The organism is Streptomyces sp. CB01635, assembly GCF_002803065.1.
Taxonomy (GTDB): Bacteria; Actinomycetota; Actinomycetes; order Streptomycetales; family Streptomycetaceae; genus Streptomyces.
Map to the genome: position 1 here is coordinate 113,529 of NZ_NNBL01000019.1, position 14,913 is coordinate 128,441.

General features: G+C 67.8%; 15 protein-coding genes. 6 read left to right on the forward strand and 9 right to left on the reverse strand.

The features are described 5' to 3' along the window. Nucleotides 1-16: 16 nt before the first annotated feature. Nucleotides 17-349, forward strand: a complete 333-nt coding sequence (gene trxA / locus CG723_RS33290; RefSeq protein WP_100597220.1) for a thioredoxin — start codon at nt 17-19, stop codon at nt 347-349. A 107-nt stretch (nt 350-456) separates the two neighbouring features. Here trxA and CG723_RS33295 read toward each other — a convergent pair whose 3' ends face one another. The 9 genes from CG723_RS33295 to rpmH form a co-directional block, all read right to left on the reverse strand. Next, on the reverse strand, nt 457-1,074 hold the full coding sequence (locus tag CG723_RS33295; RefSeq protein WP_100597221.1) for a GNAT family N-acetyltransferase: 618 nt from the start codon (nt 1,072-1,074) through the stop codon (nt 457-459). 321 nt (nt 1,075-1,395) lie between these two features. Beyond that, the gene (locus CG723_RS33300) at nt 1,396-2,499 is read right to left on the reverse strand and encodes a ParB/RepB/Spo0J family partition protein (protein WP_100597222.1); all 1,104 of its coding nucleotides are present in this window, start codon (nt 2,497-2,499) and stop codon (nt 1,396-1,398) included. Beyond that, nucleotides 2,496-3,572: an AAA family ATPase gene (locus tag CG723_RS33305; RefSeq protein ID WP_100597223.1), complete on the reverse strand. Its 1,077-nt coding sequence runs from the start codon at nt 3,570-3,572 to the stop codon at nt 2,496-2,498. Before CG723_RS33305 ends, CG723_RS33300 begins: the two co-directional genes overlap by 4 nt. Before the next feature lie 517 nt (nt 3,573-4,089). Further along, a complete protein-coding gene (gene rsmG / locus CG723_RS33310; protein WP_100597224.1) occupies nt 4,090-4,806 on the reverse strand; it encodes a 16S rRNA (guanine(527)-N(7))-methyltransferase RsmG in 717 nt (238 codons plus the stop codon). Nucleotides 4,807-4,912: 106 nt separating this feature from the next. Then, a complete protein-coding gene (locus CG723_RS33315; protein WP_100597225.1) occupies nt 4,913-5,428 on the reverse strand; it encodes a Jag family protein in 516 nt (171 codons plus the stop codon). 15 nt (nt 5,429-5,443) lie between these two features. Continuing rightward, nucleotides 5,444-6,733, reverse strand: coding sequence for a membrane protein insertase YidC (gene yidC, locus CG723_RS33320; protein ID WP_100597226.1), 1,290 nt, complete (start codon nt 6,731-6,733; stop codon nt 5,444-5,446). 3 nt (nt 6,734-6,736) lie between these two features. After that, nucleotides 6,737-7,096, reverse strand: coding sequence for a membrane protein insertion efficiency factor YidD (gene yidD / locus CG723_RS33325; protein WP_100597227.1), 360 nt, complete (start codon nt 7,094-7,096; stop codon nt 6,737-6,739). Continuing rightward, entirely contained in the window at nt 7,093-7,464 is a 372-nt protein-coding gene (gene rnpA, locus CG723_RS33330) for a ribonuclease P protein component (RefSeq protein WP_100597228.1), read from the reverse strand. The genes yidD and rnpA overlap by 4 nt, the downstream gene beginning before the upstream one ends. Nucleotides 7,465-7,482: 18 nt before the next feature. After that, nucleotides 7,483-7,620 carry a 50S ribosomal protein L34 gene (gene rpmH, locus CG723_RS33335; protein WP_100597229.1) on the reverse strand — a complete coding sequence of 46 codons (138 nt, stop codon included), beginning with the start codon at nt 7,618-7,620 and terminating at the stop codon, nt 7,483-7,485. A 375-nt stretch (nt 7,621-7,995) separates the two neighbouring features. On the opposite strand from rpmH, the gene dnaA reads away from it, so the two are divergent. From dnaA to CG723_RS33365, 5 genes are all read left to right on the forward strand, one after another. Further along, nucleotides 7,996-10,032 carry a chromosomal replication initiator protein DnaA gene (gene dnaA / locus CG723_RS33340; protein ID WP_100597230.1) on the forward strand — a complete coding sequence of 679 codons (2,037 nt, stop codon included), beginning with the start codon at nt 7,996-7,998 and terminating at the stop codon, nt 10,030-10,032. An 891-nt stretch (nt 10,033-10,923) separates the two neighbouring features. Beyond that, nucleotides 10,924-12,054 carry a DNA polymerase III subunit beta gene (gene dnaN, locus CG723_RS33350; RefSeq protein ID WP_100597232.1) on the forward strand — a complete coding sequence of 377 codons (1,131 nt, stop codon included), beginning with the start codon at nt 10,924-10,926 and terminating at the stop codon, nt 12,052-12,054. Nucleotides 12,055-12,232: 178 nt separating this feature from the next. After that, on the forward strand, nt 12,233-13,108 hold the full coding sequence (gene gnd / locus CG723_RS33355) for a phosphogluconate dehydrogenase (NAD(+)-dependent, decarboxylating) (protein WP_100597233.1): 876 nt from the start codon (nt 12,233-12,235) through the stop codon (nt 13,106-13,108). Between the two features lie 91 nt (nt 13,109-13,199). After that, nucleotides 13,200-14,324: a DNA replication/repair protein RecF gene (gene recF / locus CG723_RS33360; RefSeq protein ID WP_100597234.1), complete on the forward strand. Its 1,125-nt coding sequence runs from the start codon at nt 13,200-13,202 to the stop codon at nt 14,322-14,324. Next, nucleotides 14,321-14,863 carry a DUF721 domain-containing protein gene (locus tag CG723_RS33365; RefSeq protein WP_100597235.1) on the forward strand — a complete coding sequence of 181 codons (543 nt, stop codon included), beginning with the start codon at nt 14,321-14,323 and terminating at the stop codon, nt 14,861-14,863. Before recF ends, CG723_RS33365 begins: the two co-directional genes overlap by 4 nt. Nucleotides 14,864-14,913 lie beyond the last annotated feature (50 nt).

Below are 14,913 nucleotides of genomic sequence, written 5' to 3' on the forward strand. Positions count from 1 at the left end.
AGCTAAGGAGCCTGCCGTGGCCGGCAACCTCAAGAACGTGACCGACGCTTCCTTCGACGAGGACGTCCTCAAGAGCGACAAGCCCGTACTGGTGGACTTCTGGGCCGCCTGGTGCGGACCGTGCCGCCAGATCGCGCCGTCCCTCGAAGCGATCGCCGCCGAGTACGGCGACAAGATCGAGGTCGTCAAGCTCAACATCGACGAGAACCCGGCCATCGCCGCGAAGTACGGCGTCATGTCGATCCCGACGCTGAACGTCTACCAGGGTGGCGAGGTCGCCAAGACCATCGTCGGCGCCAAGCCGAAGGCCGCCATCGTGCGCGACCTCGAGGACTTCATCGCCAACTGATCGGCGATGCGGCTCCACGGCGGAGCGGCGATGTTTCACGTGAAACACGAACGGGCCAACCCAACCGGGTTGGCCCGTTTGCGTGACCGCAGCGGATGGATCAGGACTCACAGAGGGCGGAGTGCCGGTTCCTTCTGCACCGCTCCGAGGAGCCGGTCCAGGGCGAGCTCGACGTCCTCCTTCCACGAGAGCGTCGTACGCAGCTCGAGGCGGAGGCGCGGATAAGAGGGGTGAGGACGCACGGTCTTGAAGCCCACGGCCAGCAGATGGTCCGCGGGCAACATGCAGGCCGGCTCCTTCCACTGCGCGTCGCCGAACGCCTCGATCGCCCTGAACCCCCTGCGCAGCAGATCCTTGGCGACGGTCTGCACGATCACCCGGCCGAGCCCCTGCCCTTGATAGCCGGGCATGATCCACGCCGTCATCAGCTGCACGGCATCGGGGGAGACCGGGCTCGTGGGGAAAGCGGTCGAGCGGGGGACGTACGCCGGCGGCGCGTAGAGCACGAAGCCGACCGGAACATCGTCCACGTAGACGACCCGTCCGCAGGAACCCCATTCCAGGAGGACAGCCGAGATCCAGGCCTCCTTCTCCAGCTCCGGAGTGCCTGCCTCTATCGCGGCTTGGCCGCTGACCGGATCCAGCTCCCAGAAGACACACGACCGGCAACGCTTGGGAAGGTCCGGAAGGTTGTCCAGTGTGAGCGGTACGAGCCGACGCCCCATGAAGGCAGATCCTCACTTCCTTCGCCCGCCGCGTCACGGGCGGCTGTCAGAGCGCTCCGTTCCCTGAGCAGGCTGCCGACGAACCCGCCGACCGCGCCCAGCCCGAGACCCGCGGTCATCAGCCCGGCACGACTCACCGATTGCATGACCCGCCTCCCGCGTGAGGTGACTTTGAGGGGTGCGCTCTACCCCGTCGCATCGTATCCACGAAGCGATTCCATCGATACCGCCAGAAAGCAAAGAGCAGGCCGTGTTCCGGTACACACCGGACACGGCCTGCTCTCCTGAGACGTACGTCGAACGGGACCAACCCCCGTCCCCCTAGACCTCGTTCTCCTGGTCCTCGTCCTCCGCCGCTCCATGCTGGAGGACGGGCCCCTCACCCGGAGCGAGCTGACCGAGGATGCGCTCCAGATCGTCCATCGAGGCGAACTCGACAACGATCTTGCCCTTCTTCTGCCCGAGGTCGACCTTCACCCGCGTTTCGAACCGGTCGGAGAGCCGCGTGGCCAGTTCGCTGAGCGCCGGCGAGAGACGAGCTCCGGCCCGCGGACCCTTGGCGCGCGCCGTGCTCGTCGGGTGTGAGCCCATCAGGGTCACGATCTCCTCGACGGCCCGCACCGAGAGCCCTTCGGCGACGATCCGGTGAGCGAGACGGTCCTGCTCCTCCGAGTCCTCCACGGAGAGCAGGGCACGCGCATGCCCGGCCGAAAGCACGCCCGCGGCCACCCGGCGCTGAACGGCTGGAGAGAGCTTCAGGAGCCGCAGCGTGTTGGAGACCTGCGGCCGCGAACGGCCGATCCGGTCGGCCAGCTGGTCGTGCGTGCAGTTGAAGTCCTTCAGCAACTGGTCATAGGCGGCTGCCTCTTCCAGCGGGTTCAGCTGAGCGCGGTGCAGGTTCTCCAGGAGCGCGTCGAGGAGAAGCTTCTCGTCGTCCGTCGCCCGGACGATCGCCGGAATGCGCTCCAGACCGGCCTCGCGGCAGGCACGCCAGCGACGCTCGCCCATGATGAGCTCGAAGCGCGACGAGCTCAGCTGCCGTACGACGACGGGCTGGAGAAGCCCGACTTCCTTGATCGAGGTGACGAGCTCGGCGAGGGCGTCCTCGTCGAAAACCTCGCGCGGCTGCCGCGGGTTGGGCGTGATGGCGTCAATCGGAAGCTCGGCGAAGTACGCTCCCGCCGACGTCTCCGGAGCTTCCACAGAGCCGCCGAACGAGTCCCCTGTTTCATGTGAAACCTGGGGCTGCGGAAGGGAGGCAACCTTCGCCGCCGCCACTCCGCGCTCCGCCGTCAGGACGGGCCCGGCGGAAGGCGAGCCGGAGGCACCTCCCATCGCGCTGGCCGGTGCCGTCTTGTCGGGGGTGGGGGCTGCTGGAATCAGTGCGCCGAGGCCACGGCCCAGTCCCCTCCGTCGCTCACTCACTGGATACCCTCCACCGTGCTGTGCTGGTCAAGTTGAGTGCCCGTATGGGCGTGCTGAGCGTCGTAGCGGATACCGACCCCGCGCAGCGCCATCTCCCGCGCCGCCTCGAGGTACGAGAGCGCACCGCTCGATCCCGGATCGTAGGTGAGCACGGTCTGCCCATAGCTCGGGGCCTCGGAGATCCGCACGGAGCGCGGGATGCTCGTCCGTAGGACCTCTTCGCCGAAGTGGCTCCGGACCTCGTCGGCGACCTGCGACGCCAGCCGGGTGCGGCCGTCGTACATCGTGAGCAGGATCGTCGACACATGCAGATCCGGGTTCAGATGCCCGCGCACGAGATCCACGTTGCGCAGGAGCTGCCCCAGGCCCTCCAGCGCGTAGTACTCGCACTGGATCGGGATCAGCACCTCGGCGCCGGCGACCAGAGCGTTGACCGTCAGCAGGCCGAGCGATGGAGGGCAGTCGATGAGGATGTAGTCCAAGGGCTGCTCATACGCCTGGATCGCGCGCTGCAGTCTGCTCTCGCGGGCCACCAGCGAGACCAGCTCGATCTCCGCACCGGCGAGGTCGATGGTGGCGGGGGCGCAGAAGAGGCCCTCCACATCGACCACGGGCTGTACGACTTCGGAGAGTGGCTTGCTCTCGACCAACACGTCGTAGATCGAAGGGACTTCGGCGTGATGGTCGATTCCCAGAGCCGTGGAGGCGTTGCCCTGTGGATCCAGGTCGATCACCAGGACGCGGGCACCGTGCAGTGCCAGCGAAGCGGCAAGGTTGACCGTTGTGGTGGTCTTGCCGACCCCGCCCTTCTGGTTGGCAACCACCATGACGCGGGTCTGCTCAGGTCGCGGCAGGCCCTCGCCTGCGCGACCAAGAGCTTCTACCGCCAGCTGGGCAGCACGACCGATAGGGGTGTCGTCCATCGGAGGCGGTGTTTCACGTGAAACATCCTCCCCCACCGACTCGGTACGGGGACCGGGGACCGGATCGGTCATCGGTCCCGCGATGTTGGCGTCGGACCGCAAGGATTCACTCTCCTCGACTTCAGGCTCGCAATGAACAGAGCCTCCCATGCTTTCGGGGTCGTGAACCAGCGAGGCCCTGTCTTCTGTGGAGGAAACCGCCTCTGTGGACAACTCCGTGCCCAATTCGAGGGATCCGAGAGGCCTGCGGTCGCGGGGTGCAGCCGCGGCGCGACCGCGACTGATGATGCCGTGCAGCAGTGAGCGACGTTTCACGTGAAACACGATGCACCGCAGCCCGGTCGGCACCCGTGCGACACCCCGACATACATACGTTTGGCAGGTTTCGCGGAGTGCGAGTCGCCGTCAGGACGGATCAGCGCAGACAGATCGGTGCCAGTCCACTGACGCCCCTCGGAGCCAGTCAAACCTCGCCACTCAGAGCCGACCGGCGCACGAGCCGGCAGCAGGAGACACACGCCCTCGGCGCCAGACGCAGGAGAACCACGAGACAAGCATCACCCAAAAAGCAGAGGCCGCTCAGGTCCCATGGACCCGAGCGGCCATCACCGCAAGAAGCGAACTGTCGCCTAGAACACAGCAGACGCCTCGAAGACGAGGAGCGACGTCAGCGTCGACGCCGGACCCGCCCGACGCGAGCCGCCTTGGCGCGCTTCGCCGCGAACCGCACACCGCCGGGACTCTCTCCGACCTCGACGCGCACCACGGTCGAGAGGGGATCCACCACGCCCTCACCGACATGCAGCACCGAGGTGGCCACCGCACCGAGCTTGCTCAGGGCGGTCCCCGCACTCTTGACCTCTTCCTCGGCGGTGTCCCCCTTGAGGGCAAGCATCTCGCCGTACGGCCGCAGCAGCGGAACGCCCCACGCCGCGAGGCGGTCCAGCGGGGCGACAGCGCGCGCCGTCACCACATGGACGGGAGTCAGCTTGCCGAGAACCTCCTCGGCGCGGCCGCGGACCACGGTCACATGATCGAGTCCGAGGAGCTCGACGACCTCGGTGAGGAAGGTCGTGCGCCGCAGCAGCGGCTCCAGGAGCGTGATCTTCAGGTCGGGCCTGACCAGGGCCAGCGGGATACCGGGCAGTCCGGCGCCGGAGCCCACGTCGCACACGGTCACGCCCTCCGGCACGACCTCGGACAGCACGGCGCAGTTCAGGATGTGCCGCTCCCACAGCCGGGGCACTTCCCGGGGACCGATGAGACCACGCTGCACCCCCGCGTCGGCCAGCAGCTCCGCGTACCGGACCGCGTCCGCGTAGCGCTCGCCGAATACCGCTCGGGCCTGTTCAGGAGCCGGGGGAAGCTCTGCTGCCTCCGTCACGTGGACCGTCCTTCCGTACCGCGCTACCGCGTTGGGTGGCTGACTATCAGGCTGACAAAGATCGGCCCCGCCTGCGAACAGACGGGGCCGTAGAGCGACGTACCGCTCAGGCAGGGAGCACGACGACGAAGCGCTGCGGCTCCTCGCCCTCGGACTCGCTGCGCAGGCCGGCGGCCTTGACCGCGTCGTGGACGACCTTGCGCTCGAAGGGCGTCATCGGGTCGAGCTTGACCGGCTCGCCGTTGCTCTTCACCTCGGCCGCGGCCTTGGCGCCCAGCTCGGAGAGCTCCGCACGCTTCTTCGCGCGGTATCCGGCGATGTCCAGCATGAGGCGGCTGCGGTCTCCGGTCTCCCGGTGGACCGCCAGGCGGGTCAGCTCCTGGAGGGCCTCGAGGACCTCACCGTCGCGGCCGACCAGCTTCTGCAGATCGCGGCCGGACGAGTCACTGACGATCGAGACGGCGGCGCGGTCGGCCTCGACGTCCATGTCGATGTCGCCGTCGAGGTCGGCGATGTCCAGCAGACCCTCGAGGTAGTCCGCCGCGATCTCGCCTTCCTGCTCGAGGCGAGTCAGGGTGTCGCTGCCCTCAGGAGCGGCGGAGGTGGTGGTGCCTTCCGTCACGGGATGGACTCCTTCTTACTTCTTGGACGGGGACTTGGGCCGCTGCGGGCCCTTGCGCTGTCCGGACTTGGCTTTGCTGCGGGCAGGGGTGCCGGAAGCGGGCTTGCCACCGGTCTGCTTGGCCTCCGGCTTGGCGTCTTCCGCCTCGTCCTTCTTCTCGAGGGACATGGGCTCGGGCGCTTCGGACTCGTCCTTGGCTGCGCCCTGGGCCGTGCCGTGCTGGCGCTGCGACTTGGACTGGCGCTTGGGCTGCTGCCGCTTCGGCGTACCGCCCGTCGTCTGGGTCCCGTCCTCATCCTCGGTCAGGGTGCCGGCCGTGCTCTTGACGAGCGTTCCGTCTGCCTGGGCGGCGAGGTTCACCTTGGTCAGGCCGTTGATGAACTTGCGCTCGAACTCGTTGCGGTCGCGGCCCTTGGCGACGATCGCCTTCACGATGCCGCGCTCCCGACGGTTGCGGGTCTTCTCGGCGTGCGTGACGTGCTTGAGCAGGCGCTCCAGGTGGGCGGCCTGGGCCTTGCTGCCCGGGGTCGGGTTCTGGCGGATGACGTACATCTGCTGGCCCATGGTCCACACGTTGGTGGTCAGCCAGTAGACGAGAACACCGACCGGGAAGTTGATGCCGAAGACGGCGAACATGACCGGGAAGACGTACATCAGCATCTTCTGCTGCTGCATGAACGGCGTCTTGACCGTCATGTCGACGTTCTTCGTCATCAGCTGGCGCTGCGTATAGAACTGCGACGCCGACATCAGGACGATCATGATCGCGGTGACGACGCGGACGTCGGTCAGCGTGGCGCCGAGCGAGGCGACCTTGTCCGCGGAGTCGGTGAACTTGGCCGCGAGCGGGGCGCCGAAGATGTGCGCCTTACGCGCGCTCGCCAGCAGGTTGTCGTCGATGACACCGATCGTGGTGCCCGTCGCGATGCCGTTGAGCACGTGGTACAGGGCAAAGAAGAACGGGGACTGCGCCAGGATGGGAAGGCACGAGGAGAGCGGATTAGTACCCGTCTCCTTGTACAGCTTCATCATCTCTTCGGACTGGCGCTGCTTGTCGTTCTTGTAGCGCTCCTGGATCTTCTTCATCTCGGGCTGCAGTGTCTGCATCGCCCGAGTGGCCTTGATCTGCTTCACGAAGAGCGGGATCAGGCAGATACGGATCAGGATCACCAGGGACACGATGGACAGGCCCCAGGCCCAGCCCGTGTCCGGGCCGAAGATCGCCCCGTACAACGAGTGGAACTGGACGATGACCCACGAAACTGGTGTCGTGATGAAACTGAAAAAACCGGCAATCGTGTCCACTAATCAAGCTCCTTGAGCATGGGACGGGGTCTCGGCGGCGGGGCTCGAGGGGCTGGTGTGGCCACACTCTGAAGGCGCGCCGGCGGCGGAAGGCCCGCCCTTGCGTTCGCGCCAGGCGTTACGCAGCATTTCGTGCCACCGCGGACGCTTGCGCGGCGGAACGTGGTCGACACCGCCGAGCGACCACGGGTTGCACCGGAGGATGCGCCAGGCGGTGAGAGCTGTTCCCTTGATCGCACCATGGCGGTCGATCGCTGTGAAGCCGTAGTGGGAACACGACGGGTAGTACTTGCACACAGGCCCTAGCAGAGGACTGATGGTCCACTGGTAGAGCTTGATCAAAGCAAGCAACGGGTATTTCATCGCGCGCCCCCTCCCAGCAGCCGCTGAAGGGCGGCGTCCAGGTCTCGGGCCAGCTCTGCATGGTCGGCGTCACCCGAGCCGGGCAACGCACGTACGACTACCAGGCTACCGGGGGACAAAAGTGCGAGTCGGTCGCGCATGAGGTGGCGAAGCCTGCGCTTCACCGCGGTACGTACGACAGCTCCACCGACTGCCTTGCTGACGACGAAACCCGCACGCGTCGGGGGAACGCTCTCCCCAGGCGCGTGCGGGTCCGTTGCACCGCTACGTAGATGGACGACAAGGAGCGGGCGGCCGGCCCGACGTCCTCGGCGTACCGCGGTCGCGAAGTCTTCGCGCCGCCTCAGCCGATTCTCGGAAGGCAGCACGTCATGACCTGTGCGCGATCAGGCGGACAGCTCGGCGCGACCCTTGCCACGGCGGTTCGCGAGAATCGCGCGGCCGGCACGGGTACGCATCCGCAGGCGGAAGCCGTGGGTCTTGGCGCGACGACGGTTGTTCGGCTGGAAGGTGCGCTTGCTCACTCGGGGGCTCCAGAAATGATCGTGTAGTGGCGGGACATCGCCTGGCTGTCACCGTGCGCCCACGAGAAGCTCGCGTATACGCACCGAGTGCACCGCTTCACAATCACAGATCGTGATCTTTGCCCATCGGAGGCAGGCGGCAGCAGCCATCGACAACTCGACCTGGTCACGGTACGCGCGGCTAGTCCATCCGGTCAAACCGGCATCGAGTGAGGGACACTGTGCACAGCCTGTGGACAACAACTTGAACCGCACCGGTTGCCCTGACTACCGTGGCTGAACTCCGATTCGTTCCCTTCTCACCGCCCCACCCCGATTTTCTTCCGACCCGTCCCAGAACCACACCTTCGTGGGACCTGCGAGAGAGCGTGCCTTGTGGCTGACGTACCTGCCGATCTTGCCGCAGTGTGGCCACGAGTTCTGGAGCAGCTCCTCGGGGAGGGCCGTGGGCAGGGGGTCGAGACGAAGGACGAACACTGGATCCGGCGCTGCCAGCCTCTCGCGCTGGTCGCCGACACCGCGCTGCTCGCCGTTCCGAACGAGTTCGCGAAGGGCGTACTCGAGGGACGGCTCGCGCCGGTCGTGGCCGAGACGCTGAGCCGCGAGTGCGGCCGCCCGATCCGGATCGCGATCACGGTCGACGACTCCGTCGGTGAACAGCCCGTCCCGTCCGCACCCCCCGTACCGCAGCACCGCTACGAAGAGCCCGAGCTGCCGCCGGCCCAGAACCAGGCCCAGAACCAGGCCCACGAGCCGTACGACCCGTACGGCCGCCGCTCTGACGACCATGCTCAGGGCCCCCGCGGTGATCAGTCCCAGGGCGCCCGCGCCGACCAGCTCCCGACCGCCCGCCCCGCGTACCCGGACTATCAGCGCCCGGAACCGGGCGCCTGGCCGCGGTCGCAGGACGAGTACAGCTGGCAGCAGCCGCGGCTCGGCTTCCCCGAGCGCGACCCGTACGCGAACCCGCCCCAGCAGCCGCAGCACGACTACCGGCAGCAGGAACGCTCCCCCTACGAGCAGCAGAACGAGCGCTCCCCTTACGAACAGCAGCAGGAACGCTCTCCCTATGAGCAGCAGGAGCGGTCGCCCTACGACCAGCAACCGGACCGGACGGGATACGACCAGCAGGCGGACCGCAATGGTTACGACCAGCAGGTCGAGCGCTCCGGATACGAGCAGCAGTCCGAGCGGTCGTCGTACGAGCAGCAGATGTCCGACCGCCAGGGGCGGCACGGCCGGCACGAGCGCCGTGATCTCAACGACGGTCCCATGGGGGGCCGCCCCGGGCAGGACGGGCGCACGGGACGCGGTGTCCCCAGTGGTGCCCCCGGACCGCTCGCCGCGCAGCCCGCGCCCGCGACGGGTCCCGGCGAGCCGACCGCGCGACTGAACCCGAAGTACCTGTTCGACACCTTCGTCATCGGTGCCTCGAACCGTTTCGCCCACGCGGCCGCGGTCGCCGTCGCCGAGGCGCCGGCGAAGGCGTACAACCCCCTCTTCATCTATGGGGAGTCGGGGCTCGGCAAGACCCACCTGCTGCACGCGATCGGGCACTACGCGCGCAGTCTGTACCCGGGTACGCGCGTGCGCTACGTGAGCTCGGAGGAGTTCACGAACGAGTTCATCAACTCGATCCGCGACGGCAAGGGCGACAGCTTCCGCAAGCGGTACCGCGAGATGGACATCCTTCTTGTCGACGACATCCAGTTCCTCGCGGACAAGGAGTCGACGCAGGAGGAGTTCTTCCACACCTTCAACACGCTCCACAACGCGAACAAGCAGATCGTGCTCTCCAGTGACCGGCCGCCCAAGCAGCTAGTGACCCTGGAGGACCGGCTGCGCAACCGCTTCGAGTGGGGTCTGATCACCGACGTCCAGCCGCCCGAGCTGGAGACCCGTATCGCCATCCTTCGTAAGAAGGCGGTGCAGGAGCAGCTGAACGCTCCGCCGGAGGTCCTCGAGTTCATCGCGTCCCGCATCTCGCGCAACATCCGCGAGCTGGAGGGGGCGCTGATCCGGGTCACGGCCTTCGCGTCGCTGAACCGGCAGCCGGTGGACCTCGGTCTGACGGAGATCGTCCTCAAGGACCTGATCCCCGGCGGCGAGGACTCGGCCCCCGAGATCACGGCGACGGCGATCATGGCGGCGACGGCCGACTACTTCGGCCTGACGGTGGAGGACCTGTGCGGATCGTCGCGCAGCCGGGTCCTGGTGACGGCACGCCAGATCGCGATGTACCTGTGCCGTGAGCTCACCGACCTGTCCCTGCCGAAGATCGGGGCGCAGTTCGGCGGCCGCGACCACACGACGGTCATGCACGCGGACCGCAAGATCCGTGCGCTGATGGCCGAGCGGCGGTCCATCTACAACCAGGTCACCGAGCTCACCAACCGCATCAAGAACGGCTGACAGCAGCCTTCAGACCCCTCTGTACGACGTCGAAGGGCGCCCCAGGACAACTCCTGGGGCGCCCTTCTTCGTTGCGGCGGGACGGCGCGGCCGGACGCGGTGTTCGATTCCGGTCCCTGGTTACGGGTGTTCTCCACAGATGTGCGGACTTTCTTGCGTCCACACCCTGGGGACTGCCAAGTTGTCCAGACTGTGTCCACAGGGCCTCGTGCTGAATGACCATCAGACCAGGTCAGACGGCTGTGGATTCGTGGACAAAAGATCTCCACAGGCTGTGGACAAGATTTTCCTCCACAGGGTGTGGGTTTCGTTGTCCACCGTCGACCCACAGGTCAGAGGCCCTTGTGCACAGCTGCGGGCCGCTTCTCCACACAGCTGTCCACTGTTCGGCAACAGAACGCGTGGAATCACCGTGCCGAGTGAAAGGCGTCACATCAGGGCGTGTGATTGGGCTGTGGGGAACCGGGGAAAAGCTGGGGACAGCCCTGGGGAGAAGTGGCCCCGGCCTGTGCATCGGGTGTGCAGAACTTTTCCCCGTCCACAGAGAACCCCGGTTGTCCACCGCTCGCGCCCACAGGCCCGGTGGACAAAAAACCGACTCTGACCTGCGAAAAGGCAGTTATCCACGGTTTCCACAGCCCCTACTACTACTCCCAACTAGAGAGAGCTGGGAATCAGGATTGAAGTGGGGGCTGTGCACAACTCGGGGTCCGGTGCCCGACAGCGGGTCGGCACGACTTGACCCCGAGCGGCAACGACTGTCAGCGCCGTACGTCAGACTGTTCCCCGGTGTCCTTCCCATGTGGCGGCTGAGCGACACCGAGTCACACGACGAAGACCGAAGACCAACGCAGGGCGAGAGCAGCCAGCAACAGCAGGAGGCGGCTTACGGTGAAGATCCGGGTGGAACGCGATGTACTCGCGGAGGCAGTGGCCTGGGCGGCGCGCAGCCTCCCGGCCCGACCGCCTGCGCCTGTCCTCGCGGGCCTTCTCCTGAAGGCCGAGGAGGGCGCACTGAGCCTGTCGAGCTTCGACTACGAGGTCTCGGCGCGGGTCTCGGTCGATGCGGAGATCGACGAAGAGGGCACCGTCCTCGTCTCCGGCCGGCTCCTGGCGGACATCTGCCGTGCCCTGCCGAACCGTCCGGTGGAGATTTCCACAGACGGTGTACGAGCGACCGTGGTCTGTGGCTCCTCGCGATTCACACTCCACACCCTGCCTGTGGAGGAGTACCCGGCGCTGCCGCAGATGCCGACCGCGACGGGCACCGTCCCCGGTGAGGTCTTCGCCTCGGCCGCGGCCCAGGTGGCCATCGCCGCGGGCCGTGACGACACCCTGCCGGTGCTCACGGGTGTGCGCATCGAGATCGAGGGCGACACGGTCACTCTGGCGTCCACCGACCGCTACCGCTTCGCGGTCCGCGAGTTCCTGTGGAAGCCGGAGGACCCCGAGGCGTCCGCGGTCGCCCTGGTGCCCGCCAAGACGCTCCTGGACACCGCCAAGGCGCTCACCAGCGGTGACACGGTCACCTTGGCCCTGTCGGGCTCCGGCGCCGGTGAGGGTCTCATCGGCTTCGAGGGCGCCGGCCGCCGTACGACGACGCGTCTGCTCGAGGGCGACCTGCCGAAGTACCGCACCCTGTTCCCGACGGAGTTCAACTCCGTGGCCGTCATCGAGACCGCCCCCTTCGTGGAGGCCGTCAAGCGTGTGGCCCTCGTCGCCGAGCGCAACACCCCGGTGCGGCTCAGCTTCGAGCAGGGCGTGCTGATCCTGGAGGCCGGCTCCAGCGACGACGCACAGGCTGTGGAAAGGGTCGACGCCCAGCTCGAGGGCGACGACATCTCGATCGCCTTCAACCCGACGTTCCTGCTGGACGGTCTGAGCGCGATCGACTCCCCGGTCGCCCAGCTCTCCTTCACGACCTCCACGAAGCCGGCACTGCTCAGCGGCAGGCCGGCCGTGGACGCCGAGGCGGACGACGCGTACAAGTACCTGATCATGCCGGTGCGGCTGTCGGGCTGACGCTCCACAGGGCATGGCCGCCGGGCGTTCGCCTGAGCGGCTGTGCCCACAGGTGTGCGTGAGCTCCCCCCTCTGCCCGAAAGGCGTGGGTGGTACCCCCAGGCTTAGGCTCGGAACACAGGTGCGGGAGTGCCTCACGCACCGCCTCACGCCCGGTCGCAACTTAAGGAACCACCTGATGGAGCTCGGTCTCGTCGGTCTCGGCAAGATGGGCGGCAACATGCGCGAGCGCATCCGCCGCGCAGGCCACACCGTCATCGGATACGACCGCAATCCCGACCTCGCGGATGTCCACAGCCTCGGGGAGCTTGTGGGCAAGCTCAAGGCCCCGCGTGTGGTGTGGGTGATGGTGCCGGCCGGCGGCCCGACCCAGGCCACCGTCGACGAGCTCGCCGACCTCCTCTCGCCCGGCGACGTCGTGGTGGACGGCGGTAACTCGCGCTGGACCGACGACGAGAAGCACGCCGTCGAGCTGGGCATCAAGGACATCGGCTTCGTCGACTGCGGCGTCTCCGGCGGCGTCTGGGGCCTGGAGAACGGCTACGCGCTGATGTACGGCGGCAGCAAGGAGAACGTCGCCAAGGTCCAGCCGATCTTCGACGCCCTCAAGCCGGAGGGCGAATTCGGCGCTGTCCACGCGGGCAAGGTCGGCGCGGGCCACTTCGCGAAGATGGTCCACAACGGCATCGAGTACGCCATGATGCAGGCCTACGCCGAGGGCTGGGAGCTCCTGGAGAAGGTCGACTCCGTCACCGACGTGCGTGAGGTCTTCCGCTCCTGGCAGGAGGGCACGGTCATCCGTTCCTGGCTGCTCGACCTGGCGGTCAACGCGCTGGACGACGACGAGCACCTGGACAAGCTGCGCGGCTTCGCCGCCGACTCCGGTGAGGGCCGCTGGACGGTCGAGGCGGCCATCGACAACGCGGTGCCGCTGCCCGCGATCACCGCGTCCCTGTTCGCGCGCTTCGCCTCGCGCCAGGACGACTCGCCGCAGATGAAGATGATCGCGGCCCTGCGTAACCAGTTCGGCGGCCACGCCGTCGAGAAGAGTTAATCCACAAAGCGAACCCACAGCGCGTCCACGAAGCTCCACGAAGAAGTCATCCACACCCGCTCCACACCTTGGGGGAGGTCGGCGAACGACCATGCACGTGACGCATCTGTCGCTGGCCGACTTCCGCTCGTACGCCCGGGTCGAAGTCCCTCTCGATCCGGGCGTCACCGCGTTCGTGGGTCCGAACGGGCAGGGCAAGACCAACCTCGTCGAGGCCGTCGGCTATCTCGCCACCCTCGGCAGCCACCGGGTCTCCTCGGACGCGCCGCTGGTCCGCATGGGCGCCGAGCGCGCCGTCATCCGGGCCGCGGTCCGGCAGGGCGAGCGCCAGCAGCTCATCGAGCTCGAGCTCAACCCGGGCAAGGCGAACCGCGCCAGGATCAACCGATCCTCGCAGGTCAGACCTCGTGACGTGCTCGGCATCGTGCGCACGGTCCTGTTCGCGCCGGAGGACCTCGCGCTCGTCAAGGGCGACCCCGGCGAGCGCCGCCGCTTCCTCGACGAACTGATCACCGCCCGCTCCCCGCGCATGGCCGGCGTGCGGTCCGACTACGACCGCGTACTCAAGCAGCGCAACACGCTCCTCAAGTCGGCCGCGCTCGCCCGCAGGCACGGCGGCCGGTCAATGGACCTGTCGACACTCGAGGTGTGGGACCAGCACCTCGCGCGCGTGGCCGCCGAGCTGCTCGCGCAGCGGTTCGACCTGATCGCCACGCTCCAGCCGCTCGCCGACAAGGCGTACGAGCAGTTGGCGCCCGGCGGCGGCCCGCTCGCCCTCGACTACAAGCCGTCCTCGCCCGAGATCGACGGCCACGCGCGCGAAGAGCTCTACGAGCAGCTGATGGCCGCCCTCGAAGCGGCCCGCAAACAGGAGATCGAGCGGGGCGTCACCCTCGTCGGGCCGCACCGCGACGACCTGATACTCAAGCTCGGCCAGCTGCCGGCGAAGGGGTACGCCAGCCACGGCGAGTCCTGGTCGTACGCGCTGGCTCTGCGCCTGGCCTCGTACGACCTGCTGCGGGCCGAGGGGAACGAGCCGGTGCTCGTGCTCGACGACGTCTTCGCGGAGCTCGACGCGCGGCGCAGGGAGCGTCTCGCCGAACTGGTTGCCCCCGGCGAACAGGTTCTGGTGACGGCCGCGGTGGACGACGATGTGCCGGGCGTCCTGGCGGGCACGCGGTACGCGGTGTCCGAAGGAACGGTGGAGCGGGTATGACCGAGAACACATCCGGCGACGCCCCCCAGAAGGCCCCCGAGCCGTCCGGCGTCGACCTCGCGCGCGTGGCCCTGCGCGCCGCGAAGGAGCAGGCACGCGCGCGAGGAGTGGCCGACCAGCAGAAGAAGCAGGCCCGGCGAGGCGGCGGATTGAGGTCCGGGGCGCGCGCCGACGGCCGCGACCCGGTCGCTTTCGGCGCGGCCATCAACCGGCTGATCACCGAGCGCGGCTGGGAGGCGCCGGCCGCTGTCGGCGGTGTCATGGGCCGCTGGCCGGAGATCGTGGGCGAGGACCTCGCCAAGCACTCCGAGCCCCTGAAGTACGACGAGGACGAGCGTGTCCTGACCGTCCAGTGCGACTCGACGGCCTGGGCGATGCAGCTGCGTTACCTGGCTCCGACGCTGGTGGCGCGGCTCAACGAGGACCTCGGGCACGGCACCGTACGGCTTCTGAAGATCCTTGGGCCCAACGCTCCCGCACGCCGCTTCGGCCCCCTGCGCGCCCCAGGAAGCAAGGGTCCCGGCGACACCTACGGGTGAGTCGGGCGAGCTGCCGACCGGGGGTTGACGCCCGGTTGACGCCCGGAAGC